At 56.1% G+C, this 26,369-nt stretch carries 27 protein-coding genes and 1 pseudogene; 6 read left to right on the forward strand and 22 right to left on the reverse strand.

Features of this window, described 5'->3' with window-relative positions; genetic code table 11:
• The 3 genes and pseudogenes from Q0816_RS06715 to Q0816_RS06725 form a co-directional block, all read left to right on the forward strand.
• Positions 1-201 (forward strand): annotated as a pseudogene (locus Q0816_RS06715) (DDE-type integrase/transposase/recombinase); the annotation flags it as partial.
• A 78-nt stretch (positions 202-279) separates the two neighbouring features.
• Entirely contained in the window at positions 280-774 is a 495-nt protein-coding gene (locus Q0816_RS06720) for a hypothetical protein (RefSeq protein ID WP_367180470.1), read from the forward strand.
• Between the two features lie 187 nt (positions 775-961).
• Positions 962-2,080 (forward strand): Fic family protein, encoded by a 1,119-nt coding sequence (locus tag Q0816_RS06725; protein ID WP_298848897.1) that lies wholly within the window; start codon positions 962-964, stop codon positions 2,078-2,080.
• Between the two features lie 136 nt (positions 2,081-2,216).
• Here Q0816_RS06725 and Q0816_RS06730 read toward each other — a convergent pair whose 3' ends face one another.
• A complete protein-coding gene (locus tag Q0816_RS06730; protein ID WP_298848899.1) occupies positions 2,217-3,008 on the reverse strand; it encodes a hypothetical protein in 792 nt (263 codons plus the stop codon).
• A 71-nt stretch (positions 3,009-3,079) separates the two neighbouring features.
• Between Q0816_RS06730 and Q0816_RS06735 the strand changes: the two genes are divergently transcribed.
• Together Q0816_RS06735 and Q0816_RS06740 are read left to right on the forward strand one after the other, a co-directional pair.
• Positions 3,080-3,760, forward strand: a complete 681-nt coding sequence (locus Q0816_RS06735) for an IS6 family transposase (protein WP_298848901.1) — start codon at positions 3,080-3,082, stop codon at positions 3,758-3,760.
• Positions 3,761-4,036: 276 nt separating this feature from the next.
• Positions 4,037-5,092, forward strand: coding sequence for a LacI family DNA-binding transcriptional regulator (locus Q0816_RS06740; protein ID WP_298848903.1), 1,056 nt, complete (start codon positions 4,037-4,039; stop codon positions 5,090-5,092).
• Here the strand turns inward: Q0816_RS06740 and Q0816_RS06745 are convergent, their stop codons facing one another.
• From Q0816_RS06745 to Q0816_RS06800, 12 genes are all read right to left on the reverse strand, one after another.
• Positions 5,093-6,088, reverse strand: a complete 996-nt coding sequence (locus tag Q0816_RS06745; RefSeq protein WP_298848905.1) for a nuclear transport factor 2 family protein — start codon at positions 6,086-6,088, stop codon at positions 5,093-5,095. It abuts the gene before it with no gap.
• The gene (locus Q0816_RS06750; protein ID WP_298848907.1) at positions 6,081-7,232 is read right to left on the reverse strand and encodes an ester cyclase; all 1,152 of its coding nucleotides are present in this window, start codon (positions 7,230-7,232) and stop codon (positions 6,081-6,083) included. Before Q0816_RS06750 ends, Q0816_RS06745 begins: the two co-directional genes overlap by 8 nt.
• A complete protein-coding gene (locus Q0816_RS06755; protein WP_298848909.1) occupies positions 7,229-8,230 on the reverse strand; it encodes a nuclear transport factor 2 family protein in 1,002 nt (333 codons plus the stop codon). The genes Q0816_RS06750 and Q0816_RS06755 overlap by 4 nt, the downstream gene beginning before the upstream one ends.
• 139 nt (positions 8,231-8,369) lie before the next feature.
• Positions 8,370-9,251 (reverse strand): carbohydrate ABC transporter permease, encoded by an 882-nt coding sequence (locus Q0816_RS06760; protein ID WP_170766292.1) that lies wholly within the window; start codon positions 9,249-9,251, stop codon positions 8,370-8,372.
• Positions 9,251-10,279, reverse strand: coding sequence for a carbohydrate ABC transporter permease (locus Q0816_RS06765; protein ID WP_298848913.1), 1,029 nt, complete (start codon positions 10,277-10,279; stop codon positions 9,251-9,253). The genes Q0816_RS06760 and Q0816_RS06765 overlap by 1 nt, the downstream gene beginning before the upstream one ends.
• Positions 10,280-10,339: 60 nt before the next feature.
• Positions 10,340-11,578, reverse strand: coding sequence for an extracellular solute-binding protein (locus Q0816_RS06770; protein ID WP_298848915.1), 1,239 nt, complete (start codon positions 11,576-11,578; stop codon positions 10,340-10,342).
• A 123-nt stretch (positions 11,579-11,701) separates the two neighbouring features.
• Positions 11,702-12,721, reverse strand: a complete 1,020-nt coding sequence (locus Q0816_RS06775; RefSeq protein WP_298848917.1) for an ester cyclase — start codon at positions 12,719-12,721, stop codon at positions 11,702-11,704.
• A gap of 358 nt (positions 12,722-13,079) precedes the next feature.
• Positions 13,080-13,775: an RraA family protein gene (locus Q0816_RS06780; RefSeq protein ID WP_298848919.1), complete on the reverse strand. Its 696-nt coding sequence runs from the start codon at positions 13,773-13,775 to the stop codon at positions 13,080-13,082.
• Complete coding sequence (locus Q0816_RS06785) at positions 13,772-14,467, reverse strand: alpha/beta fold hydrolase (RefSeq protein WP_298848922.1); 696 nt, start codon at positions 14,465-14,467, stop codon at positions 13,772-13,774. Before Q0816_RS06785 ends, Q0816_RS06780 begins: the two co-directional genes overlap by 4 nt.
• Positions 14,464-15,585: a cobalamin-independent methionine synthase II family protein gene (locus Q0816_RS06790; protein ID WP_298848925.1), complete on the reverse strand. Its 1,122-nt coding sequence runs from the start codon at positions 15,583-15,585 to the stop codon at positions 14,464-14,466. The genes Q0816_RS06785 and Q0816_RS06790 overlap by 4 nt, the downstream gene beginning before the upstream one ends.
• 10 nt (positions 15,586-15,595) lie before the next feature.
• Positions 15,596-16,198, reverse strand: coding sequence for a trans-aconitate 2-methyltransferase (locus tag Q0816_RS06795; RefSeq protein ID WP_298848927.1), 603 nt, complete (start codon positions 16,196-16,198; stop codon positions 15,596-15,598).
• On the reverse strand, positions 16,195-17,154 hold the full coding sequence (locus Q0816_RS06800; protein WP_298848929.1) for a cupin: 960 nt from the start codon (positions 17,152-17,154) through the stop codon (positions 16,195-16,197). Before Q0816_RS06800 ends, Q0816_RS06795 begins: the two co-directional genes overlap by 4 nt.
• Between Q0816_RS06800 and Q0816_RS06805 the strand changes: the two genes are divergently transcribed.
• On the forward strand, positions 17,153-17,308 hold the full coding sequence (locus tag Q0816_RS06805; protein WP_298848931.1) for a hypothetical protein: 156 nt from the start codon (positions 17,153-17,155) through the stop codon (positions 17,306-17,308). The two genes, Q0816_RS06800 and Q0816_RS06805, sit on opposite strands and share 2 nt — an antisense overlap.
• Here the strand turns inward: Q0816_RS06805 and Q0816_RS06810 are convergent.
• The 9 genes from Q0816_RS06810 to Q0816_RS06850 all read right to left on the reverse strand — a co-directional run bounded on the left by Q0816_RS06810 (position 17,305) and on the right by Q0816_RS06850 (position 26,341).
• Complete coding sequence (locus Q0816_RS06810) at positions 17,305-18,279, reverse strand: ester cyclase (RefSeq protein ID WP_298848934.1); 975 nt, start codon at positions 18,277-18,279, stop codon at positions 17,305-17,307. The genes Q0816_RS06805 and Q0816_RS06810 overlap by 4 nt on opposite strands.
• Positions 18,276-19,295: a LacI family DNA-binding transcriptional regulator gene (locus tag Q0816_RS06815; protein ID WP_298848936.1), complete on the reverse strand. Its 1,020-nt coding sequence runs from the start codon at positions 19,293-19,295 to the stop codon at positions 18,276-18,278. Before Q0816_RS06815 ends, Q0816_RS06810 begins: the two co-directional genes overlap by 4 nt.
• On the reverse strand, positions 19,295-20,062 hold the full coding sequence (locus Q0816_RS06820; RefSeq protein ID WP_298848937.1) for an SDR family oxidoreductase: 768 nt from the start codon (positions 20,060-20,062) through the stop codon (positions 19,295-19,297). The genes Q0816_RS06815 and Q0816_RS06820 overlap by 1 nt, the downstream gene beginning before the upstream one ends.
• 1 nt (position 20,063) lies before the next feature.
• Positions 20,064-21,113, reverse strand: coding sequence for an ester cyclase (locus Q0816_RS06825; RefSeq protein ID WP_298848939.1), 1,050 nt, complete (start codon positions 21,111-21,113; stop codon positions 20,064-20,066).
• 94 nt (positions 21,114-21,207) lie between these two features.
• Complete coding sequence (gene hisD, locus Q0816_RS06830; RefSeq protein WP_298848941.1) at positions 21,208-22,548, reverse strand: histidinol dehydrogenase; 1,341 nt, start codon at positions 22,546-22,548, stop codon at positions 21,208-21,210.
• Positions 22,549-22,559: 11 nt separating this feature from the next.
• Complete coding sequence (locus tag Q0816_RS06835; protein ID WP_298848943.1) at positions 22,560-23,090, reverse strand: ester cyclase; 531 nt, start codon at positions 23,088-23,090, stop codon at positions 22,560-22,562.
• A gap of 132 nt (positions 23,091-23,222) precedes the next feature.
• Entirely contained in the window at positions 23,223-24,251 is a 1,029-nt protein-coding gene (locus Q0816_RS06840; RefSeq protein ID WP_298848946.1) for an ester cyclase, read from the reverse strand.
• 178 nt (positions 24,252-24,429) lie between these two features.
• Positions 24,430-25,311, reverse strand: a complete 882-nt coding sequence (locus tag Q0816_RS06845; protein WP_074738993.1) for a carbohydrate ABC transporter permease — start codon at positions 25,309-25,311, stop codon at positions 24,430-24,432.
• Position 25,312: 1 nt separating this feature from the next.
• On the reverse strand, positions 25,313-26,341 hold the full coding sequence (locus tag Q0816_RS06850) for a carbohydrate ABC transporter permease (protein ID WP_298848952.1): 1,029 nt from the start codon (positions 26,339-26,341) through the stop codon (positions 25,313-25,315).
• Positions 26,342-26,369: the final 28 nt, after the last annotated feature.

Raw genomic sequence — 26,369 nt, forward strand, 5'->3', positions numbered from 1 at the left:
GTCAGGCGGAAGTATCTCAACAACATCATTGAACAAGACCATCGATTTATCAAACGCCGGATCCGCCCAATGCTCGGGTTCAAATAGTTTGAATCCGCTTCTGCAACTCTGGACGGAGTCGAAGTCGCGAACATGATCCGCAAAGGTCAGTTCACGCCCGGACTCTGTCCGTTTCGGCAATTCGCAGAACTCGCAGTCTAAACACAGCAATTTCTTACGAGCATTCATACTTCCGAAAAGAATGCGACAAAGCCGCGCAATCTGCCAGTTTACAAGACAATGCGAAAGCAGGGCGTCGCGGATCGTCTGGCGCGCCAGTGGATTGCCGAACATGGTGAGGACTATGTACAGGAAAAGCTCGACTATATGAGTGAACGGCAGCGGGATGTTAAATCGACAGTCGGATATCTGTCTGCTGCATTGCGCGAAGACTACAGGATGCCAGACAAACCCGAACCCGCTGAACCCAGCCCCGAAACACTTGAAGCGGTCCGGAAACGGGAAGAGACCCAGGCGCGCGAAGATCAGGCATATGAAGCCCGTGCGGCAGAGCGCTCTGAACGGGCGCGGAAACTGGCCGTCGTCGAAGAGCTGGTTTCGCGGCGAAACCCAACGCAGCGCGACGCCGACAAAAGGCTATTTCTATCCGGTCTGACTGACGATCTGGATCGCGAACACTTTCGTGCGCATGGGTGGAGGTCGGGTTTGAATTCATCCGCGATCTTCGCGTTTTGGGAAGAGCTCGAACCAGACGCGTTTGAATACCAAAGATAGCTTGGACAAAACTTGGGACACCCGTCGCAACCAAACCTTGTTATGAAGGGCAGGGGGGGATTGTTGACCGCCACCGGGGAATTTCTATTAGCTCACTCCATCAATCCAACGAGTGTGAGCCATAGAATTGACTTCTATAACTCACAATGTCTTAATACTCGAGTTATAGAAAAGGTTTCTATGCCTCATGCCTTGGAACTGGCAGATACCTGAATGGCCGGAATTCCGGTATGACGCGTCAAAGATCGCACCCCTTGAGGAGAAGTTCTTGCTCTCTTCCGGTGAGATTCTTGGTGCTGTGCTTCATGTCAGTCCCTCTGAGCGGGAGCAACTCCGCATCGACTTGCTCAGCGATGAGGCCATGAAAACCAGTGCCATTGAAGGCGAAATGCTGGACCGGCGCAGCGTCCAGTCCTCACTTCGTCGTCAGCTTGGATTGTCAACCGACATCTATCCGGCAAAGCCACGGGAACACGGCGTCGCTGAGATGATGGTCGATGTGTATTCAAATTATGCAGAAGTGTTGACGGACGAGACCCTATTCCGATGGCATAGTATGTTGCTGTCCCATGATCGAAATCTGGAATCAATTGGCGCTTACCGGCGGCATGAGGATGCGATGCAGATCGTTTCAGGCAGCTATGATCGTCCAACGGTACATTTCGAAGCGCCACCGTCTGTGCGCATTCAAGGTGAGATGGACCGCTTTGTTGACTGGTTCAACATGACATCTCCCGACTCCGAACACCCACTTCCGGGATTGACGCGCGCTGGCCTCAGCCACCTCTACTTTGAAAGCATACATCCCTTTGAGGATGGAAACGGCCGTCTTGGTCGAGCCTTGGCCGAGAAGTCGCTGGCACAGAACATCGGGCAGCCAAGCCTGATTGCACTCGCTTTCACTATTGAGCGGGAGAGGAAGCTTTACTACGATCAACTAGAACGCCATCAGAAGACATTGGATGTCACGACTTGGCTCGAGTGGTTCGCTGAAACGGTGTTGTCTGCGCAACAGGTGACGTTGGAACGTGTCGGTTTCTTTATTGCAAAGGCGCATTTCTATGATCGCCATCGCGCGCAGTTAAATGACCGGCAAGCCAAAGTTATCGAGCGGATATTTCGAGAAGGGCCCGACGGTTTCAAAGGTGGTTTGAGCGCTGAAAATTACCTGGCGATCACCAGAACCTCGAGAGCGACTGCAACCCGGGATCTACAGGAACTGGTCGAAAGAGGTGCCTTGTCCCGAACCGGGGAGCGTCGCTACACGCGATATTGGTTGAATTTGGAGCAGTCCTCAGATGGTTGATGCTGACAGAGTGGGCGGAAACCGGTCATTCGCTGCAGGCGCGATGCCTTGAATGGATCATGCAAAACCGGACATTCCAGTTGACAATTGGGCATTGGGTATTCGCATTGGAAATGCAAATCAGCAAATTGAGGCGTTAGAAAAGTGATGGTTGCTTTGTGGCTCTAAGCTGCACGAGGCCATTGACAAGCCAAGTATCGCGGTGGCGAGAATGCGTACCCATCGCGAAATACAAACCTCTTTGTGGCAACGTGTGACCGTATGCCTCTTGCATATGGGTTAGCGCACCTTGCTCCCCATACTCATTGCGCCATTTGTAAAACGTGGCCTCGGTTTCCCAGTCTTGGCACGTTCCAGTTCGGTCGCCATCGTCTGTACTGTACTTGTACTTAAAGTCGTAGGGACATGCGACACGGGGCACGCCTGGCTGTGGAGCAAACATATCGCTTTGAGCGTGATAATTGTCGATCTTACGTTGTTCCGCCGCAACTTCGCTTTGAGACTTAGGGCTTATCACAAACTCTTTTATCGATGGACGTAGCAACGCAAGTGAGCGGCCGGCCTCGGCCTCGGCGTTGAGACTTGTAACGATATGGTTGTCTAAGAAGTTAGCCCGCTCAGCTTTTTTCATACAACCAGAGATTTCGAGCGATTGACTGTTAACGTGACGACTTTCTATGCGGTCATCATCGGTGGGCCTTCGCCAGTTGTATGTAACAATGTCCCAACGGCCGAAGCGTTTAGCATCCTCCAAGAGACGAAAGGAAACCGGATACATTCGATGCCATTTGCCGTATATGTCTATACCGGCACAACATACAGTTTCGCCGTGCTTCTGCCCGGTAACCGGGGCCGCCTTAATAAGTACAATGGTTTTTGCGGTGCCTGAATTAACGTCAGCGCTGTTTTGCAATGGGATCTGTTGCAAAGATTTGGCTGTTGACGAGGTCAGATGCTACGGGCGAATGACTTTCGGTATAGTCAGTCGAAAGTCAGTTCATGATTTCCTTCAAAGGCGCGCAATATCCGAAGGATGTGATCCTGTTCGCGGTGTTTTTCTACGTCCGATACGGTGTGTCATATCGGGATCTGGAAGAAATCATGGCCGAGCGCGGTGTTTCAGTGGACCACACCACGCTAAACCGATGGGTAACACGGTATTCTGGTGCAATCGCTGAGGCAGCACGTCGCCGCAAAGGGCCATGTAATCGTTCGTGGAGAATGGACGAAACTTACGTCAAAGTTAAAGGCGCGTGGGTTTACCTCTATCGAGCTGTCGACAAGCACGGCAAGACCCTTGATTTCATGCTTTCACGACGTCGAAACAAACCAGCCGCCACCAAGTTCTTCGCCAGGATGTTGGAGATCAATGGATTGCCGAGGAAGATTGTGATCGACAAGAGCGGTGCCAACACCGCCGGCATCAAGGCTATCAACAAAATGCTCAAAGGCTTTGGCTGCCCGATCCCAATTGAGATGGTGAGGCGGAAATACTTGAACAATATCGTGGAACAGGACCACCGTTTCATCAAGCGGCGCACAAGGCCAATGCTGGGGTTCAAGGCCTTTGCTTCAGCGGCGGCAACGCTCGACGGAATCGAAGTGTCGCACATGATCCGTAAAGGGCAACTCACGCCCGGACTCTGCCCATTTCAGCAGTTCGCTGAGCTCGCCATCTGAGTCACAAGCGATTGTTGAAACAACTGAACGGACTCAAATCTTTGCAACAAAACCCTGCAGGACACCCAATGGTTTGAGGATGTGCAGCGCCAAGACGAAACGAAACCTCTGCCGCTTAGAACGACTGAAATGAGCGGACGTCGAGACGGGTTGAAGGCTTCAAAACATACTACCTATCCGTCAATTGACCTGGGTCATTCGGTAGAGATAGGATCGTGGAAAGTCTTCCGGCCCACGCAGAAAATATCCTCGGATTCTCCGTTGATTACGGGGCAAATGGAACAAAAAATTCGGGGCATCTGGAACATGGCCAGGAAGAATTCAGTAACTTCGGTCGACGTCGCCAAACGGGCGGGCGTGTCGCAATCCGCCGTGAGCCGCGCCTTCTCTCGTGTACCCACTCAGTCTGGCGTGTCGGCGGAAGCGAAGAAGAGAATCTTCGATGCGGCCAAGGAACTGGGCTATTGGCCAAACGCTCTTGCCCGGTCGATGATCACTGGGCGCTCGAAGATCATCGCCTTGCTGTTCAGCTATCTGGACAATCAATTCTATGCGCTGGCACTGGAAAAGCTCTGTATCGAATTGCAGAAGAACGGCTATCACGCGATGGTTTTCATGATGCCGGAAACCGCAGTCGGGGTCGAAGAGACGGTGTCCGAATTGCTGGAATACAAGGTTGACGGGATCATCACCGCATCGGTCGAACTGTCTTCGTCGCTTTGCAAGCATTGCCAGGATCAAGGTATCTCAGTCGTTATGTTCAACCGGATAAAGGCTGAGGAAGGTGTGTCTTGCGTGTCGTCAGACAATGTCCTGGGTGGACGCTTGGCAGCGCGCTATCTCATTGAAACTGGACACCAGAAGATTGCGTTGCTGTCCGGTTGGGCGGAGTCTTCGACCGGGCGCGACCGCCAATTGGGATTTGAGCAAGAGCTGTCGGACCAGGGACACAGCCTGTTTGATCATGCTGCCGGGCATTTTGATCTGGCCGCGACGCGCTCTGCTGCCCTCAAACTTTTGGACAGACCAGCGTCAAAGCGGCCAGATGCGATCTTCATCGCCAACGACTACATGGCGATCGAAGCACTCGGAGTAATTCGCAGCGAGTTGAAACTCACGGTGCCGCAAGACGTGTCGATTGTCGGCTTTGACGACATTCCAATGGCGGCATTGCCTGAGTATGATCTGACGACATTGCGTCAGCCGATCAACCGGATGATCGACCAATCCGTCTCGCTGATGCTAGCTGCGATAGCCGGAAACGACACAGCCGGTAACGTGAGCATCGTGCCAGAACTGGTCGAGCGCGGCACCGTGGCAAACAGAACCTGATCAGCTTTCGCGCCCAAGCTCTGCCAGAATGTCCACTCCTTGCATGGCCATGAAATGTGGGATGTCGATGAAGATCCAGTTCTCGGCCAGTTTTTCGCCATCGCGGCGGTAGAGATCCACGATCCGCATGTCGGCTTCGACTTCGCCAGGCGGTAGACCAAGAAACCCACCCTTCGACCGTAGGGATAGGCTGGGATAGCCGAAGAACCCGCCGTAGTTGCCCTCGCCCAAACGCGCGACATGTTCGGTGTGGCGAACGTATTCCAGACCCTCCTCGAACGGTCCTGAGTGGCCGCGCCGATAACCATCGAAGAATGCGCTGGCGCCGATGCCGCCGGGGCCGAACCAGCACATATTGGGCGTCCAGAAACGGGTCATGTGGTCTTCGGGCGAGCCAACTTTGTTCGCGCGCAAGTCGGTGACCATGTCAGAGATCAGACCGACACTCGCCCGGCCTTCGGTTTCCGAATGCGCATCGTACAAAAGGCCATCATGCGTCGCAGGTCCAGGCGTCAACAGGACCGACCCGGTTGTGCCCGCGCTTGGATGACGTCCCGATTGCGCCAAAAGGTTCAGGATATCGACGTAGCAGGCGGTTTCGACGATCTTTTCCTTCTCAATGCGGTGAAACTCGCAATAGCGCAGAAAGGAAAGCTTGTGGGAGGGAGCGAGCCCGATCCAGGACTGATCCCATGTGCCCATCAGATGCCCCATTTCGACAACCCAGACCGAGGAAAACCCGTCAAGTTCGTTCCGTCCGGCAAAGAAAATGTCCGGCCGCCGTTGCAATGGCCCCATGGCCTGTTTCAACGGCCGCCAGAAGACGTCAGCAACGCGTTCCGGACCGATCTGCTCATGAAACGGGTACATGCCGCGCCACGCAAGATTGGCGGCGAAATGAGGTGTCATCGCCGCGGAAACACTTTCCGTGCCTGCCGCATCAATAGCCGCATTGGCGGAGCGGACAAGCGCCTTGGCGTCCTGATTATCAGCCATCGCGGCGGGCCATGGCGATCTGGATCATCAGGTCCAACTCGTTGAAAAGCTGCCATTCCTGCTGAACCACGCCATTCTTGACGCGCTGTTGCGTGATGCCCCAGATCTGGCATTTCTGCCCCGTGGGGTCTCGGTAGAGAATGCCGCCGGTATGGGTGGCATCGGCGCTCCAACGGGTCGAAATCAGATAACCGTCGTCATCGTTGCCCATCCAGTAGACCTCGTCGACATGGTGTTTCATGTCAGGGAAGGCTTCACGCAGTTCGGCGATGTAGGCGCGATAAGCGTCCCGCCCGAAAAACTTGCGATCGGTTGTCCCTTCGAATGACACATCGGCGGCATAGCATTCATCCAGTGCCGCCCCATCGCCATTCCAAAGGCCGTCATGGACGGCTCTGGCAAAAGCATCGGGGTCGAACCCCTCAACAGGTTCGCCAACGCTCAACGGGCGCTCAGGGCGCACGCCGGACCGCAAATCGGCCCAAGTTTCGGCGCTGCGCGGCCAGCCGGGGAAAGGATCGGCGGCCAGCCTGTCCGCCTCTTCCCAAAGATCAAGGCCCAACTGCTTGAGCATGGCGGATGTGTTGTAAAGCACGTGCTCCAGGAAAATGTCGTTGCCAAGTGCCACACAGTTGGCAATGACCATGACGTCGACCTCAGCTCCGGTCGGGTCGCCGTATTTGCTCGGCCCGGTGTTCTTGCCCTTGATGCGCGTCAGGTGTGAAGTGTGAAATCCGATAGTGTCATCGCCAGCCCAGATCACCTCTTCCGCGATAAGGATAATGTCGGGGATTGCGCCGGTCGTGTGGTGCGTGTCGCCGACAATCTTGGCGTTGCCGTGCTGCAGACCATAGTCGTCATAGACAAGGCTATCGTCGGAATAACAGGCTTCGATATATTCGACTTCACGGGCCTCGGTTTCCCAGATGCGATAGGTGATGCGGACGATATAGTCGACGATGTTGCGGTACTCGGGATCGAACCCGGCAAGCGATTGCGACGGCCCGAGATAGGGCGGGATGCGGTGCGCCCCGCCCTTGGTGTAGTTCTTTAGAGATATGTCGAACAACGTGGGCATGTGACCCCGCGACAGGGCGGCGGCCGGATGATGCGATTTCGAGCGATCAGGCATGAATTGGGTCATACGGTCTCTCCAGTATTGGCCAGAAGATCGACGCCCTGTTCGGCAAGGAAATGCAGGATGTCGATGAATATCCAGTTCTCGGCAAGCTTGTCGTCGTCGCGGCGGTAGAGGTCCACGACGCGCATTTCGGCAGCCACGTCATTGGCAGGCGCGCCGAGGTAATCGCCGGTGTTGCGAAGGGTCAGGCAAGGCCACCACATGACGGCGGCAATGTTGCCTTCGGCCAGTGCAAGTTCCCAATCGTGGATCTTCACCACGTCTTGCTTTGCTTCGAAAGGCAGGGTGTGTCCGCGTTGGTAGCCGGGAATAGAGAGGCTGGCTCCGATGCCGGCCGGGCCGAACCAGTTCATGTCCGCGTTCCAGAACCGGACCAGATGATCGCCGGGCGACGTATAGCTCAGCGCCAGATCGGTCAGCATGGCGTGGGTTAAATCATAGGTGCTCTGGGTCAGGTCCCGGGGCTGGGGGTCATACAGAAGCCCGTTGTGGGTCATTGGTCCCGGCGACATCATCATGCCCCCGGTCTGGTGTTTCGCCAGCGGGTTCCGGCCTGCCTGGCTCAAGACGGCGAGAATATCCAGAAACTCGACCGTTTCGACAATGGCTCCGTCCTGGACCCGAGACATCGTCGCGTAGGGCAGATAGGTGGTTTTTCCGGTGGCGGATATGCCCAGCCAGTCGTCCGTGAAATCGCACAGGAAATTGCCCATTTCAACAACCCAGGTTCCCGCACCCGGGTCAAGATCGGCGTGACTTGCGAAAAAGATATCGGGACGCCGCTGGATGGCGGACATGGCATTCTTCAGCGGTGTCCAGACGGTGTCGGCCAGTGTTTCAGGCCCTTCGACCTCGTAAAACGGGCGCATACCGCGGTAGGTGTGCGCAGGGGACAGGTACTCTGCGCAAGCAGCAGCGGTTTCGGCCCCGGGGGCGCCTTTGTCACGGGCGGTGGAGTACGCTTGAACAAGCGACTTGGCGGATTGCAGGTCTACTGACATGGATCTTCCTTGATCTAGAGGTGACGATTGGGTTGCGGCGTTGCGTTAACGGCGCGACACACCCTAGGTTTGAAGACGATCTCCCAGATACCATGTGAAAATCAGCGGAGCGGGGGCGAGTGTCAGACGTTCCATCGCGTCACCCTTTCACCGCGCCCGCAGTTAGCCCGCTAACGATCTGGCGTTGGAAGAACAAAACCAGGAAGAACAGAGGCACCATGGCACTCACCACCGCCGAAACGGCAAACATCACGTTGCCCTGTTCGCGTATCTGGGTCAGGAAACTTGCGATCTTGGGTACCATCGTCTGGTTTTCCGAACTCAGAAGCATCGAGGTAATTGCAAAATCATTATAGGCTAGGAGGAAAGAAAATAGCCCGGTGGTAATGACGCCCGGCCACATAACCGGAATTATCACATGCCAGAACGCCTGGAACCGGGTGCAGCCATCGACCATAGCGCTTTCGTCCATATCCTTGGGGATATTCAGAAAGAACGAGTGCAACATCCAAAGCGTGAACGGCTGATTAATTGCCACCAGAACGACAATTGTGGTCGAGAGTCTTCCCCAAATGTTCCATTCGAAAAATGGCAGAAGGTAGCCTGAGACCAGCGTGATATGCGGCATGGCCCGAAACACGAGTGCTGCGATCAGAAGCCAGAAAGCGTAACGATATCCGGAACGCGCCAACGCGTATCCGCCCAAGGTTCCAAGGGTTAAAGAAATAATGACGGTGCAAACAACGACAATCGTGGTGTTCAGCACGTTCCGCCAGAACTCTTCCTGAATCCAGGCGCCGTAATATCCGTTGCCGGTGAAGCTGCCTCCGGTTTCGGACAGGGTATAGAACCCATAAATGGCGTTCCGCCAATCGGCTTTGGAAAAGAAATCGCCCTGAACCTTGAAAGATCCCCAGACCGTCCAGACAAACGGCCCGATCGCAATCATCAGCCAGAAGATGATCATGGAGGTTGTGAACCAGGTGAGCAGACGTGGTGATTTACTTGCCGTCGATGCCATTAGACGGCCCTCCGATTAAAGTCGCGCCAGGTCTTGATCAGCACTGGTGTCAGCAGGATGGCAACGCCGAAGATTGTCAGCATCGATGTCGCTGCGGCCGAGCCGAAGAGTTTATCCTGCCCCGAAAGGTCGTTGTAGATGATCCAACTGAGCGATCTGGCCTTGGCTTCGGCCGAGAAGGACACGATGGGTTCAAGGACGCGGAAATTGTCCATCAGCTGCATCAAGGTGATGAAGACCAGAAGCGGCATCATGTAGGGGACGATGACATAGCGGACCTGTTGAAACCGGCTTGCCCCGTCGATCTTCGCAGCTTCGAGAGTGTCCGTGGGTACCGTTTGTAACCCCGCGTAGAACACAACGAAGGCAAAGGGCGTTGAATGCCAGACGCCGTAGACCATCAGCATGATCCAGGTGAGCGGTGCCGAAGCTTTCAGGCTCAGATCAGGATCGTCAAAGATGATCTGCAGCGTAGCCCCGATGATGCCGTCTGCGTCTACCATCCAAAAAAGGATCAAGCCCCCGATCAGAGGCGTCACGATCATAGGCAAGAGCGAGGCAAAGATTGTCGGCCCCTTGGTGACTTTTGGAAGGCGGTTCACGCCCAAGGCAATCAATAGACCAAGGACGATCACCAACGGTGTGACGACGAAGGTATAGGCAAGCGTGAAGAAAAGCGCCTTGTAGAACGGCAGGTTGTAAACCCCCGCGATGAATCCCCCGAAAGATTCAGATGCTGCCCAGATCTCGCTCACTTCGTCAAAGGCCAGATGCCCACGGTTTGTGTAGGTTCCCAATCCGTTATAGCGCCCGAGAGGTGCATCGGCCTTCAACGCTTCGGTTGCTTCCACATCGACCTGTAGAACCGTGGTACACGTGAAGGGCCCGCAATTCTCGACCTCGCGCATGACCTGTTCATGTTCAACAAAGAACGACTGCATCGCTACCGACACGATCGGCAGGGCAATGAACAGGATCATTGCCAGGAATGACGGCCAGATAAATCGTGCAAAAGTTCCGTGCGGCATAGCGAAAACTCGACAAAGTTGTGCGCGGCGCTGAAAGAGCGCCGCGCACCAATTGAGTGTTTACTTGAGGAACCCTTGTTCCTTCGCAGCAGCGGTATAAGCCGCCTCGATGTCAGCTAGAGTTTGCTCAGCGCTTTCGTTGCCCTGCAGGAAGTCTGGCACCTCTTGGAAGAATGCCGAATGCAGAAGCCCCATATATGGCAGCATGGGATAGGGATCTGCACCGGCTGACGCCGCAGCAGCAACGCCTTCGGCCGCCAGTCCGGGCTTGTAGCTGTCCATCAGCCAGACTGCCTTGTCGTTGTTGGCCATGACCATGTCATCCGAGATGCCATTAACCATCGCTATAAAGGTTGCCTCGGCATCCTCGTCACTGATGTTTGAAGCAATGGTGAAACCATCCCACCATAGGGAAGACGCGGGCGTCGCGCCGCCAGCCACAGTCATTGCTCCTGTCGGTTTGGTTGCCGCCACGATTTCCGGGGTAGAACCTTCGTCGTCGATGAGGCCACCCACAGAGCTTCCCCACAATACGGCCATGGCCAATTCACCGGATTCCCAAAGCGGTGTCACGGCTCCGGTGTTGTAGGTCAGGAAATCGGGATTGGAATACTCCATCAACGATTTCAGCATGTTCAGAGTTGCAACACCCTGTTCGTTGTTAATCGAAACCTCTGCCGTACCAGGCTTGAAGAACTCTCCGCCGTGGCCGAGATACATATTCACAACTTCTTCACCGAGGTTCCAATCCGACTTTGTCAGCATCGCGAAAGGGTATTCCATGATGCCAGCCGCACGGATTGCTTCGGCGGCATCAAGCACTTCTTCATAAGAAGTCGGCGTCTCTTTACCAACCTGGTCGAGGATGTCCTGACGCACGATCAGATGCTGTGCATTGGCCATGAAGGCAATCGCCATGATCTTGCCGTCAATTCTGATCAACTGGTTAGGTTGCAAATTCTGACCGTGCTTGGCGACCAGGTCATCCAGCGGGCGTATCAGTCCGTCATTCAACAAAGGAACGATGGACGAATTTGCTACGATCTTAGTCGTATACTCGGCTGGATTGGCCGTAAGCGCGGCAACCTGAATTTCATTATGTTTGGTCGAGTGGTTCTTCGAGAATTCCGCCCCCTCTCCGATGCACGCTTCGGCGTTATCGACAACCGCATGCAGCGCCGGAAAGTCATTGGCCAGAATTCTGACGCTTCCGCTGGTAACCGGACAATCAGCCAATGCAGCTCCGACCGTCATTCCAAGCGCAGTTGAAGCAACTGCCAGACGAGTGATGATAAACATTTTTTTCTCCCTGGATTTGACCTCGTTGAGTCAGCTTAGAAGCAGATACGAGCAGTTTGGTTGCTCGACATCGCATACGTATGCGATGTCGACTATACTTGATTCTCCTAAAATATCAAAACCTCAATCCAATCCGGTAAGCAGGCGTTGTCGCGCAATAAGATCGACACCTAATTGTTCAAGAAAGTGCAGATGATCAATGAAGTTCCAGTTTTCGGCAATTTTATCACCCTCCCGCCGGTAGAGGTCGACAACGCGCATCGTCGCCTTCTTCTCGGATTTCGGGGCAAGCCCGATATATCCACCAAGCGACGTGACATCGAAGGTCGGCCAACCAAAGAAACCGCCGTAGTGGCCTTCGGCAAACTCTGTTCGGTGACCAAAAAAGTCTCCCCACTTCAAACCCTCCTCGAAAGGCACGCAATGATGTTCGAGGTAGCGGCCTTGCGTGTAGGGCGCACCGATGCCGCCCGGCCCCCACCAAATCATGTCATCGGTCCAATCCAGCGATAAATCTGTGTTTGTTGTGTGGACATCTTCGGCCAGCAGCCGATCAATCATCCTGAGAAACAGTTTCAGGGTCTTTTGACCTTCACTTGCGGGCTGGCCAGCGTAGAGCAAACCATCATGTGTACGAGGTCCGGGCGTAACAATCGTCGCGGCGGTCGACGACGGGAGAGCTTCGGCGCGGACCTGCGCCATGAGGTTCAATACGTCCAAAAATATCGTGGATTCAGTAATTTTGCCGTCCACCACATGATTGAACTCTGCGTATCTCAGCATCGTCGATTGCCGGGTCGGAAGCATTCCAAGGAACGGCTGATCGAACAAGCCCAGTAGGTGCCCCATCGAGGCGACCCAGACACCCGGCTCGTCGTCTATATGGTTGCAGCCTGCAAAGAAGATATCCGGCCTGCGTTGAAGCGGCGAAAAAGACTTGCGAAGCTGGCTCCAGAAATTCGTGACTGCATCTTCAGCACCGATGGCTTCTCTAAACGGAGCCGTGAATTGAAACCTGCATTGCGAACTTGTTTCGATCGAAAGTGCTTCGGCCAGCGCGACGCTTGAAGCGTTATCTAGTAGACGATGGTGCGACAATACCGTTTGCTTAGCTGCAGCCAACGCTTGTTCCTGACAATCCATGGAAGTCCTTTCGTGTTATAAATCAGACGCCTTACCCGCCATCGTAGGTTCACCTCCTTGAAGGAAGAAACGGCTTCGGCAGCTCATGGCAATGACCAATGTCAGTCGGATTCCGCATCGGAGACAAGCGGTTGCTGCGGAAGTTACACTTGATTTTACAATTGGGAGTTTGTCCGGGTTTGCAAACATATATTGATCTCATTCACTCCAGAGCCCGGCCGACCTGGCTCTGGTCAATCCCCCTATTCGACGGGCAGAACAATAGTGACCAGAATGACCACAGCCGCAAATGCGACAACAACTGTCGAACGGATAAGTTGTCTTCTTGCAAGGTTTAGCGCCAGAGCCGATCCCAAGTTTAAGTCCGCGAGGCTTCGAACGCCGCCCATGCTTTTTCGAAGGCGTCGAAATCGAACCCTGATGCGCGAGCAGGATCCAGGATCAGTCTTTCGGTTTCAAGCAGCTTGATGATCGCCTGTTCAAGCTCGTCCACCACCTCGGGCGGGATCACCAGAGCGCCATGCCGGTCGGCATGCACAAGATCGCCGTTCTGAATCGCCAGGCCAAAGATCGAGACCGGGGTGCCGATTTCGCGCACATGTACGAACCCGTGGCTGGGCCCGATTGATCCGGCGACGACTGGGAAGTTATCGGGCAGATCGCCCAGATCGCGCATCACTCCGTTGGTAAGCGCACCACAGATGCCGAACCCCTTATGGACAGTCGTATTAATCTCGCCCCAATAGGCGCCGATGCAATCGGGATAATCTAGATCCTCAACCACGGTGACTGCCGGGCCGATCCCGGTAGCCATGTGCCGGTAATAGTCCATACGGCGCTTGCGGATCACCTCTGGTGCCTCGGTCGGCGGATTAACAGCGGCAATCATCGCGGTACGGGCATAACCCACCATCGCGCCCGCATCGGGATCGGAACATAACATTGTGCCCCGGGTAATATCATTGAATCCCCGCTTGCCCTGAGCCACTTCGATGGCGTTGCAAACAGTCGGAGTGTCGACCTTTTTCAACAGGTCCAGTAGGGATTGGTTCATATCATCTCCAGCCAGCGGATCAGAGCCGCCGTGGTTTGTTGCGGTTGTTCCAGAGTCGGCAGATGACCAGCGTTTTCGATAATTTCCAATCGGCTCTGCGGCATCAGCTCGTGCATTAACCCATGTCTTGAGACAGGACACAGGGCATCGTCGCGCCCACAGAGAACCAGTGCCGGGCCGGTCCAGTCGCGTAGGGTGTCGCTCTGATCTGGGCGATCACGCAGAGCTTTGGATTGGTTGATAAAAACGTCCTGCCCAAGATCCATGGCCATATCCATGCACAATTCCAGAATGGCGGCGCGGCGAGGACCGTCCGTCAGGTAATTCGGTTTCATTTCTTCGGCCATAACATTGCGTAGGTTGCCGCGTTCGACCGCATCGATCTGAGGGCCGCGTCTGGCCTTGACCTCGTCCAGCTCTGCCAGTGGATTGGTGTCCATCAATGCCAACCCGGCCACACGGTCTGGGGCCTGCCGCAGGATTTCCATCGCAACGATTCCACCCATCGAGAGCCCCGCCATAGCAAAACGATCGGGAGCATAAGCCAACGCATCGGCAGCCAACGCCTGCATTGTGTCCTGTCCACCGATGGGCGCAGACAGGATCGGGTATTTGCCTGACAGAGCGTCGATCTGCGGCGTGAACAGCCGCGCATCGCACATCATGCCGGGCAGAATGATAAGAGGCGTCATTTGACCAATGCAGCCCCTTCGGCAAGCGCGCCCAGCTTGGCATAGGCGATATCCGGGTCGACCGCGCCAAAGCCTGCAAAGGTGCCAAAGCCGCAATCCGATCCGGCAATCACACGTTCGGCGCCTACGATGTTCGCAAACCGCTCGGTGCGCTGCGCGATCAGTTCCGGGTGTTCAACAAAGTTCGTCGTGGTGTCGACCACGCCGGGTACCAGAACCTTGTCATCCGGAATTTCTTCCTTGCGGTCGCGGAACACCGTCCATTCATGCGCGTGTCGCGGGTTCGAAGTTTCGAACAGTACATAGCGAGATTTGGTGGACATCAGCGTCGAAAACACCTTGTCCATGCCGATGTCGCAGCAATGCGGGCCCTCGTAATTGCCCCAGCAAATATGGACACGTACTTTGTCAGACGGGACGTTTTGCAGCGCGTGGTTCAGTGCCTCGACATGCACGTCCGCGATTTTCACGAACTCATCGTCGGAAAGATCCGTGAACAGCATATGGCGCGACAAGGCGAGATCCGGGCAATCCAGTTGCAAATCCAGACCAGCCGATACGATGGTCTCGTACTCTTCTTTCATCGCATCTGCCAGCGCGGACAGATAGGCCTCGCGCGTGGGGTAGAAATCATTTTGCAGGAACAGAGAGATCACCCCGGGGCTGGCGGCATTCATAAAACCGCGCTCGACCCCGTGTTCGACCATCGCGGTCTTGAGATTGTCTATGTCCTTGTGCAATTCGCCCTGCCCTCTCGAACGCACCTCGCCCACGCACATGGGTCGCGCATATTGCGGCGTTCCGCCGTCATTCGCCAAACGTTCCAGAAAACCCGGAAACATCTTCAAGTCCGCCGGCGCGTTGCGCGGGCTGTCACCGGCAAAGCCGGTGTAGCGGTCCTTCACATAGGTGGCATAGGAGATTTTTGAGGTCTCGCCGTCCGAGACGATATCAACCCCGGCCTCGGCTTGTTTGCGCACGGTCTCGGACACGGCAGCAGTCATGCAGGCATCGAATGCTGCCTTGTCACAGGGTTCACCGTTTTCTCGGTCGAAGAGGAAATCCACGACCTTCTGCGTCCGGGGCAGAGATCCAACATGTGTGGTTTTTATGTTCATCGGTATCTCCTCAGGTTTTGCGCGCCATCAAGACTGTATGGCTATTTGTCTCGGGGTCTTCGGCCAGAAAGCCGGTCATTCGCAGCCCGTTTTCTTCCAAGCACAGGGCATATTCCGCAGGTGAAAGCGAAGCATGATAGACCGGTTCTGTCCCCACTGTGCCGCTAATTTCGCCAGCACGTGGTCCGACTGTCAGCATCAGCATTCCGCCAGATCGCAAATGTCGAGCCATGCGCGCGATACATCCACTTTGCTCTTCGGCAGTGAGATGGAAAAAACTGTTCCAGGCAATGATGCCATCGAAGGTGTGGCCCAAATCGAATTCCCGCATATCGGCATGCCGCCAGTCACCATCAGGCCAGCGATCCCGGGCGATGGCCAACATCGCCTTTGAAAAATCGACACCCGTCACGTCAAAGCCTTCGGCCATGAACCAGCGCGCTATGGGGTCGCCAGTGCCGCACCCCAGATCCAATACATGCTCGCCGGGCTTGAGGCACGCGGTGAAGCGCGCCAGCCAACGCGCTTCGAACAGAGCCTTTGAACGGCGCTTGTCATACTCTGTGGCCTGCCGTTCATAGACAGCATGGGTATCTTTGGGGTCCGCGTTCATCCTGTCCAGGTTGCTCCTGCCGGGTCATCAGTGGCTGTGATCCTATAGAGTCCGGCGAAACCGGTCATCGATGGTTCAACGCTATAGGCTTCATGCGGCATAACCAGTGCGGTATCGCCGTTGGAAAGGGTGGTCTCGACCTCATTGATCGTGATGCGCCAATGGCCGCTGGCCGGCATCAGAACCACGGGTTTTTCCGCCATGACCTGTTCGGCCACGGCCGAACCACGTGTCAGGAAATCGATCTTGAAACCGGGCTTGTCCTTGATCATGCCATTTTCACCGATCACAGTTGCCGGCTTGTCTGCCGCCAGCGCCATCAGGTCCCAGTAGCGGGCGACATATTTACCGATCACCGCATCAACGGGAACCTCGGGATAGGCTCTCAGCTCATGCTCGGTCAGCAACGGCATGGGCTGCACATTGTGCGGCAGTTCCTCGCCCTTCTTGCTGTCGTACAGGACGCCGTTATTGCCCAGCATCAGACCATGCGCCTGCGCGTCCTCAATGACCTGCGGGGCCCATGTCACACCGCCGCCAGCGTCGTCACCGCCAAGGATCGACATGATCATGCCGTAGTCCTGGCCCACGTTCTCAAACCCGCGGAAGATGCCGGTTGGAATGTTGAAGATATCGCCTTCTTCGGCAATGAACTCACCCGCCGTACCGTAACGACCCCAGAAGAAGCGCCAACGGCCTTTGGCGACAAAGAACACCTCGGCGGTGGTGTGGCTGTGCAGCGAGTTGCGGCATTTCGGCGGTTGCCCCGCCGCGCCGATATTGAACCCGATCTTGTCGGCGATGTGGACGTGCTGATCGGGGCTTTCGCTGACGCCACCGCCGATGATGGTAAAGTTCTCTTTCTGGTCCGAGCCCGGTGTATGCGCGTCAATGAACGCGGTCTTGCAGGGTTGCAACTCGCCATAGCGGACGATGCGGCTTTGGATTGTACTCATGTCTGTCTTCCTTCTGTTTGGGGTTTCGCGTTCGCAACCCCAAAACCCGGCGGGCGGTTGTTCAGCCGCCGGGCGCGAAGACTGGCGCGATGGGCGTGGTACCGCCGCAACGCCCGCCCTGCATCCAGATTTGAGATACGGTGCAGCATTCTAGAGATCGCCGGCTTTCAGCAGAATCTGTTTCCAGATCGAGGTTTCGTCAAACAGGGTGTATTCCTTGCGCAGTCCCCAGGGTCCGAACTCGGCCTGGCTGATGCCCAGCACAAAAACCTCGGCCCCGGTCGGCAGACCGAAGACACCCCAGCCGTCGTGCTTGCCGTGTAGCGTCCAGCGGATCGCGGCGCGAGGTGGCATCATCGGATCGTCGCGGCCAATCTGGTGGTGGATCTTGAATTCTGCATTGGGGAAAGAAGCGCGCAGGCCCATCCAGAACCGATCCACCGGCCCCCAGCTATGGCCGGTGGTGCCGCCGGGATATTCCGACAAAACAGCGCGGTCATATTCAGCCTCGATCACGCCCATATCGGCATTCATGATCCGGTCCAGGATATCAGCGTATTTCTGGCCCCATTCATTGTCATTACCACGACCTTTATATGGACCAGGCTGATCGTTCGCAGGCGTGTAGGGCTGAACGCTGGCGTCAGGTCCACCCTCGCGCGCGATCAGGTCACGGGTATATTCCTTGGGATCCCAGCCCATCTGCTGGACAATCGCACTCTGGTCGCGGATCAACCATTCGTCGTTGATCTGGTTATTGATTGCGTGGCAGTCGGCCAGGATGCGATAAACCAGCTTTTTGCCGGTCGCTTTGCCATAAACGCCGTCGCCCAAATGCGTAGCCGTGGATAGTAGGCGGTGCGACGAGAGCATGCCCTCTTCGGGAGTGCCCGACCAGATCACATCTTCGCCAAGCAATGTACGATCCGGAAACTCGGCAAGGGTCGCCATCGTGGCGGCGATAACCCCCTGATTGCCAACCACAACTGAACCGGGCGAACGTACCACGATATCCGGCGCATAATAGTGGTGCAAAGTGGCAATGCCGCGATCCTCCCAAATCTCTTTGGTGATCCCAATGATGTAATCGGGGAAATCTTTGAATTTGGGATCAAATCCCTTCATGTCTTCCATCCTTCAGGTATGCGGGCCGAGCCGCGAACAATAAGCGGTCCGTCAATAGCTATACGGCGTGGCTCGTTGCTATTGTTTTCGATCTGGTCGAGTAGGACTTCGACCGTATTGGCCACCATGCGATTGGCCGGTTGGCGCACTGTGGTAAGGTTATAGGCGGGCCATCCGGCGGCAGGCACGTCATCAAAGCCAACAACCGATACGTCTTCGGGCACTTTTAGACCCAATTCGAACCGCAGCGTGTCCATAACGGCGATGGCCATGTGGTCGTTGGCAACGAATACAGCTTCGGGTGGATCGGACGCAAACATGGTGCGGGTGGCTTCGGCGGCCTTTTCCATGGTGAATTCACCTCGGGCACGCAAATGCAGAGCAACGCCTGCCTCGGCCAATGCAGAAATGAAACCTGCTTCACGGTCTCGTTGAGTTGAGGCACCTTCCCATCCCGCGATATGCCCGATCTTGCGATGGCCGGCGGCTAACAGAAACTCTGCGATCTTGCGCCCGCCCGCATAATTGTTTGACGTCACGGCGGACATGTTAGGATCGTCCTGGCTTCGGTTGAACAACACCATGGGGACTCCCGCATTGCGGCAACGTTCGGAAAGGTTCGAGGACATGGCGACCGAAGCCGCGATAATTCCATCAACTTGATAATCTAGGATTTCTTCAACCACCGTATCGATATTTCCAGCGGTCTGCTCGGCCATAAAAATCAAGACGTGATAGCCGCGCTGCTGCAACTCATTCGACAGTTTCTCAAGCGCTTCTGGGTAGAACTGGTTTTCAAGATAGGCCACAACCAAGCCGATAATTCGGCTTTTGCCTGATACCATCGCGCGGGCCAGCACGTTGGGACGGTATCCCAATGCCTCAGCCGCATTGCGAACTTTTTCAACGGTCTTAGGGGAAGCCGATGCGCCAGGGGTAAAAACCCGACTGACTGCAGATTGGCTGACCCCTGCGAGGCGGGCGACTTCCAAGGATGTAACTTTTTGTGTCGCCATTAATCCGCGGTCCAACCTCCATCAATCATCAGCGCGCTGCCCGTCACCAATGCCGACGCATCCGAGGCCAGATAAACGACGGCCCCCATTATGTCTTCAATCTCTCCCGGGCGACCCAGTTTTATCTTGTCCAGAATCCAGGCTCGTTTGTCCGGGTCTTCAAAAGTTGACTTTGTCAGATCCGTCAGGATGAAGGTGGGGCAGATGGTGTTGACTCGGATCTTCGCAGTTCCAAATTCCAGTGCCATCGCCTTAGAGAACCCTTCAACCGCGAATTTCGACGCGCAATAAAGCGCGCGCTCACGACCGCCGACATGGCCCATCTGACTGGAGATGTTAATCAGCGAACCGGGACGACCAGCGTCAAGCAGGCCCTTGGCAACGGCTTGGGTCAGGAAATAGGCGCCTTTGACATTGACGCCCATCACTGCATCGAAGTCATCTGGCCGTGTGTCCACCGCCTTACTGTGACGGGCAAGTCCGGCCGAGTTCAGCAGAATATCGAACGGCCCGTTCTGCGCCACGGCTTCAGTGGTTGCCCCCACATCCGAAACATCCAGTTCCAGGACATTGGCAGACCACCCTTGTGCCGACATATCCTGTGCGATGTCTTGCAGCGCGCCAGCGCGGCGCGCCGCCAAAGTGACCTCAGCACCATGTTCCGCCAGTGCCACAGCGCAGGCCATGCCGATGCCGGACGACGCTCCGGCAACGAGCGCGTGCTTGCCGCTCAGGTCAAAGCTGGGGGTGCTGGGGAATTGGGGCATATCAGACCTCGCCGATCGGGAACGGAATTGTGCCCGAAACACGCGCCTTGTTGAACTCGCGCAGGCGGGCGAAGACATCTACGCCCAGTTGTCGGTAGGCGTCCAGCAGATCGACCATGACCCAGTTTTCACGGATCAACCCATCTTCGAGCCGCCAGAAATCAAGGCTGCGCATGGTGATCTTCTTGCCCGAGGGTGCAATCCCCATCCAGCCGTCATTGGTCACGGTCTGGATCATGTTCGGCCATCCGGTGACGGCGGCATATTCGGCGTCGCCAAAGAAGTGATAGGTGATATTTTCGACGTTCTTGCCGCGGTCGGGCATGCCGTTCAGGAACGGGATCTGGTGCCAGTTGCGAAAGCCCGCGATGCCGCGCCCGGTGCCTATCCCGGAAGGGCCGTACCAGTTCATGCGAGGATGCCAAAAGCGGTGCATCTCCATCACTTCGGGTCCTCCCTGGCTGGGGTGTTTTGTGAGGTACTCAAGCATATTGAGGATGTGATCGCACGATGCTTTTGAGCGCGCCCCGTCCCACGGACCCGGCACGATGCCGTCCTGGGTTGCTGGTCCGGGCACACAAAATTCCAGCCCCAAAGACGGGGCCATCGGCCAGGCCTTGGCCTGCATCATGATTTCGGGAATGTCCCAGATCGCCTGAACCTCAACCACCTGACCATCGGCAATCCGATAAAATTCGTGAAACCGCATGTGGGTCAGATGGCCGGTCGGTGGTATACCCAGCCACGGCGAAACAAAGGTCCCATAGTAATGTCCTCCGCACCCGACCCAATCGTCGCCATGTTCGGTTCGGCCACCCATAACGATCCAGTCCCGGCGCTCGAGATCAGGCATCGCCTTAAGGAGTGGCGCGTAGCAGGTGTCATATAGCTGTTGCGGCCCGCTCAGATCACCAAACGGATGCGCCATGTGGATGACAGCGTCAGGGGCAATCACTGCCCGCAACGCGGCGCGCACTGAGGCCGCGTCAAAATCATACATCGCCGCGCGTAGGGGTGCGATCAGGGCTTTGTGGGCAGAATGTGCATCCATTGCGAATTCTCGCATAGCTCCGACAAGGTCTTTCTTTCTCTGGGTCGCCCGGACGAACCCGGGCGACAGTGTCTTGGTGGTTGGCCCTGCCCTGCTACGAGGACAGTTCCTCTGTCTCGCGATAGGGCGCACCCTCGCCATAGGGCACGTTGTTGCCCCCGTATCGCCGGACGCGGATATTGCATTGCTCAGCATGGCCAACAAAGCCCTCCAGCATACAAAGGCGCGAGCCGTATTCGCCGATCATCGTCGCGGCCTCATCGGTGACGACCTTCTGATAGCTGTGGGTTTTCATGAACTTGCCGACCCAGAGACCACCGGTGTAGCGACCGGCTTTCTTGGTTGGCAGCGTGTGGTTTGTGCCAATCACCTTGTCGCCATTGGCCACGTTGGTACGGGGACCGAGGAACAGCGCGCCATAGCAGGTCATGTTGTCCAGGAACCAGTCATCCCGGTCGGTCATAACCTGAACATGTTCCGAGGCAATCTCATCGGCGACCTGCAACATCTCGTCATAGCTGTCGCAGACGATGACCTCGCCATATACTTCCCAGCTGACCTTGGCGGTGCCGGCAGTGGGCAGGATGTCAAGGATACGGTCGATCTCGGCCTGCGTTTCTTCGGCCAGTTTAAGCGAGTTGGTCAGCAGCACACAGGGGCTGTTATAGCCATGCTCGGCCTGACCCAGCAGGTCGGTGGCGCAAAGCTCGGCATCGGCTGCGGTTTCATCCGCGATCACCATTGTCTCGGTTGGTCCGGCGAAGAGGTCGATACCGACGCGACCGAACAATTGCCGCTTTGCTTCGGCCACAAAGGCGTTGCCTGGCCCCACCAGCATGTGAACCGGGTCGATGGTCTCGGTGCCAATGGCCATGGCGCCAATCGCCTGGATGCCACCCATGACATAGATCTCATGGGCGCCGCCCAGATGCATGGCCGCGATCACCGCCGCGTTGGGTTCGCCGTTGAAAGGTGGGGTGCAGGCGATGATGCGCGGCACACCGGCCACCGTGGCGGTTGCCACCGACATATGCGCCGAGGCCACCATCGGAAATTTGCCACCCGGCACGTAACAGCCAACCGATTGCACCGGGATGTTCTTATGCCCCAGGATCACACCGGGCAGGGTTTCAATCTCGATATCCAGCATCGAATCCCGCTGCGCCTGGGCAAAATTCATCACCTGCTTCTGGGCGAATTTGATGTCGGCCAGTTCGCGGTCGGACAGCGAGGCGATCAGGTCGTCGATCTGTTTCTGGCTCAGGCGGAAACTTGGCGGCGAGTAATTGTCGAACTTCTCCGACAATTCGCGCACAGCTGCATCCCCTCGGGTCTCGATGTCCTTGAGCGTCGCTTCGACAACAGCGCGGGTCTGGGCATCGTCTTCAGCCCGGTCAGCCTCTGGTTTGCCGCGTTTAAGATATTCAATTGCCATTGTCCTAATCCTCAGTTTTCGGGCCGGGGCGGAATCTGTTCCCCCCGGTCGTATGTTTCCCAGCCCTGTCCGTCGAACAGGTCAACGCCAAGCTGAGCAGCAACATGGGCGAAATCGACATTCACCCAATTGTCTACGATCTTGCCGTCAACGACTTTCCAGAAATCCATATAGCGGATTTCGACGCGCTTTCCGGTTGGAGCAATGCCAAGGAATTCGCCGGAATGGGTTGCCTCCTGCCGGCCAAAGGCCGCAGCCCATTCGCCCATGTAAAGCCGGGCCTCGTCGATGCAGGTCTTGTCCGAAAATGCGGCCTGGAACGGGCGCTGCCAATTTTCCTGAAATTCCTGCAAGCCGGTCTTGGTGCCGCAACCTTGATTGCCCATCCAGCGGAATCCCTGGGCGAAAAATTCTCCGATATCATCAATGCGATGGTCGTTCAGACCATCCACCATCGTCTCGATCACGCGGCGCGTGTCTTCTGTTTTGCTCATGTCCGTGTCGCGTGTCAGCACGGCCTGTTCTGGGCGGGAGCCCTTCATGTGTCTCTTCCTTTTGTGGTTGCCAAAGGGGTATCTGTGTGGGTGGGGACAGCTAGTCGGCCGTCAGAAAATCCCTTGGCATCCGGTTGAGCGCCGGGTGGCGCGCAACGGCGTTATGTCTGGCTGAACAGCTCATGCGGCTTGCACAGCGATTTCGGCAAAAAGGTCGTAACCCAGCTGCATTAGCACATGCGGGATATCGAGCATGCACCAATTCTCGATGATCTTCCCGTCTGCACAGCGCCACCAGTCGCAGTCGCGCATGAAGACGCGTTTGCCAGTAGGCTCCAGCCCCAGGAAGGGTTTCACATGCACGCCGGTGATCTGCGGCCAGCCACACAGGAAGGCATAACTGCCATCACCCGCCTTGCAGTTGGATCCGACACCGGTGATGCCTTCGCGCTGGCCGTCGCCCCAGCCATCGAAAGTGTCTTCGAAGGGGGATTGGAATTCCGCAAAGGCATCAACTGTGGCATAGGATCCCAGCCCGCCAGGGCCGTACCAGACCATGCGCTCGTCCCAGTAGGGGCGCCAGTTCTGATCCTTGGTGGCCAGCTGTTTCAGCATGTCTTCGACCAGATCGGCGGTGAAGCGCGATTGTTCCTGGTCCGAGGGGCCGATGACATTGCCGTCATGGGTTGCGGGACCGGGAACGGTGCCCTCATAGCCCTGCAACTCCAGCGGCCAGAGGCCGAGCGCGATGATCAGCTCTGCAAAGCCGAGGAAGACGTAAGTTTCGACAAACTTTCCACCTTCCATCCGGTGGAATTCACCGTAGCGCAGAAAAGCCAGCTTGCCGCTGGGCGGGATGCCGCAGAGGGGCCGAGTGAAGTGGCCGTGGAAATAGCCGGTCGAGGTGACCCATTCGGTGCCAAGGTATTCACCACCGGTCACGACGTAATCATGGCGGGTGCAGCCTTCAAAGGCCTCTGCAATGGGCGCGATGATGTCGCGCATGTAACCATCACCGCTGCGGGCGGCATTGATCGGGTGGCTGGCTTCGGCCTTGGCGTCCGAGGCGAAGATCGCCGCTGCGGCTTGTTCTGTAGCGGAGCCGCAATCCTGGTTGAAGCTGTTTAGAAACTGGCGGTAGAGCCGCTTGTTATCAAACGTGGTTTCGGTGGCGATACCCATGGCAGGACGGTTTGCGCGGGTGTTCATGGCTCTGTCCTTATCAAACGGATTCCAATTTGCTTTGATGCTGTGCGAGCACGAGGTCTCGCGCGCATCAAAGCAAATGGAATTCGTCCCGGCCGCCGGGTCCGGCACGCAGCCAAGCTCAGGCTGGCTGCGTGCGCATGGGCAGATACGGACTGAGGATGCGTACGTCCCATTCGTGTCAGCCTTTCACAGCTCCGGCGGTCAGGCCGCCCACAATCTGCCGCTGGAAGAACATCACCAGAATGAACAGTGGAACTGTGGCCGAAACCACGGCTGCAACGGCGAACATCACGTTGCCCTCGGTTTGCGTTGTACCGAGGAACGCGGCAATGGCGGGCACCATGGTGCGGTTGCTTTCTGACAACAGCATCGCCCCGACAGCAAAATCGTTATAGGCCAGAAGGAACGAGAACAGCCCTGTTGTGATTACACCCGGCCACATCACCGGAATGATCACACGGCGGAAAGCCTGGAACTGGTTGCACCCGTCGACCTTTGCGCTTTCGTCCAACTCGCTGGGGATGTTCTTGAAGAATGAATGCAACATCCACAAAGTGAACGGCTGATTGATTGCGACAAGCACGATGATCGTGGTTGGAAGGATACCCCAGATATTCCATTCAAAGAACGGCAGCAGATAACCGGAGACCAAGGTGATCGGCGGCATTGCGCGGAAGATCAGCGCCGTGATCAACAGCCAAAAGGTGTAGTTATATGTCGACCGTGACAGGGCATAACCACCTAGCGTTCCGATGGTCAGTGAGATGGTGACCACAAAGAAACAAACGATGCCGGTGTTCAGAACATTGCGCCAGAACTCTTCTTGGATCCACGCGCCTTCATAGCCAGTGGTGGTGAATGGTGAGCCATAGACCGCCTCGGTTCGGGCACCGGTCAGGGCGTTGGTCCAGTCAGCAATCGAAAAGAAATCAAGCTCGACCTTGAACGACCCCCACACTGTCCACAGGAATGGAAAAGCGGCCAGGATAAACCAAAGGAGCACGAACAGGGATGAGGCGATCCGAAGGCTTGTGGGCATTCTTTGTGCGCGGCTGGCCATGTTATCTTGCTCCTTTGAAGTCGCGCCATGTGCGGACAAGCACGGGCGACAGAAGAATGGCGATCCCGATTATCGTGATCACAGAGGTTGCAGCCGCTGAAGATAGCTGCCGGGTTTCCCCACCGAGGTCGTTGAAGATGAACGTACTGAGCGATTGCGCGTGTGCCCCCGCGCTGAACCCGATGATTGGTTCGAACACTTTGAAATTGTCCATCAACTGGATCAGAGCAACAAATGTAACAAGTGGCATCAGATGAGGAACAACTACGAACTTAACCTGTTGCCAGCGGGTAGCCCCATCAATCTGAGCGGCTTCAATCTGGTCTTTCGGCAGAGTTTGCAATCCGGCGTAGAACACGACAAATGCAAAAGGTGCCGAGCTCCAGACACCATAGACCATCAAGGCCACCCACATCAGCCCGGTTGAAGCCTTGAGGCTGAAATCAGGATCTCCAGCCAGGTTTACGAGGGCATTGCCGATGACACCGCGACTGTCGATCATCCAGAACAGGATGAGCGAGCCGATCAGCGGCGTCACGATCATGGGCAAGAGCGAGAAGAAAATCATCAACCCCTTGAGGTGTCGATGCAGGGAATTGACAGCCAGAGCAATCACCAGTCCCAATAGGATCGTGAGCGGCGTGACAATAAATGTGAAGGTCAGCGTGAAAGCCATCGCCCGGTAGAAGGGCAGATTACCAAGCTCAGAAAAAAAGCCGCCCCAGGACTCATTTGATGCCCAGATTTGACCAATTTCCTGAACCGCCAGATGACCCCGGTCAAAGTAGATGCCCAATCCCACGAAGCGGCCCATTGGATTCTCGGCACGCAGTGTGGCCGTCGCTTCCTGATCGACGGTAGTTTCGGTTGTACATCCGACGAGGGGCGTGCAGCTCTCCACTTCTATCAATACAGCCGGGTGCGGTGCAAATATCGATTGGGTCACCACAGACACGATTGGCATTGCGATGAATAGCAACATCGCCAGACCAGTGGGCAGGAAAAACCAGAGGAATGTCTTGTGGCGCATAGCGAAGTCCCCGCATGAAGTGAGTGTG

The sequence above is a fragment of the uncultured Ruegeria sp. genome, assembly GCF_947497005.1.
Lineage (GTDB): Bacteria > Pseudomonadota > Alphaproteobacteria > Rhodobacterales > Rhodobacteraceae > Ruegeria.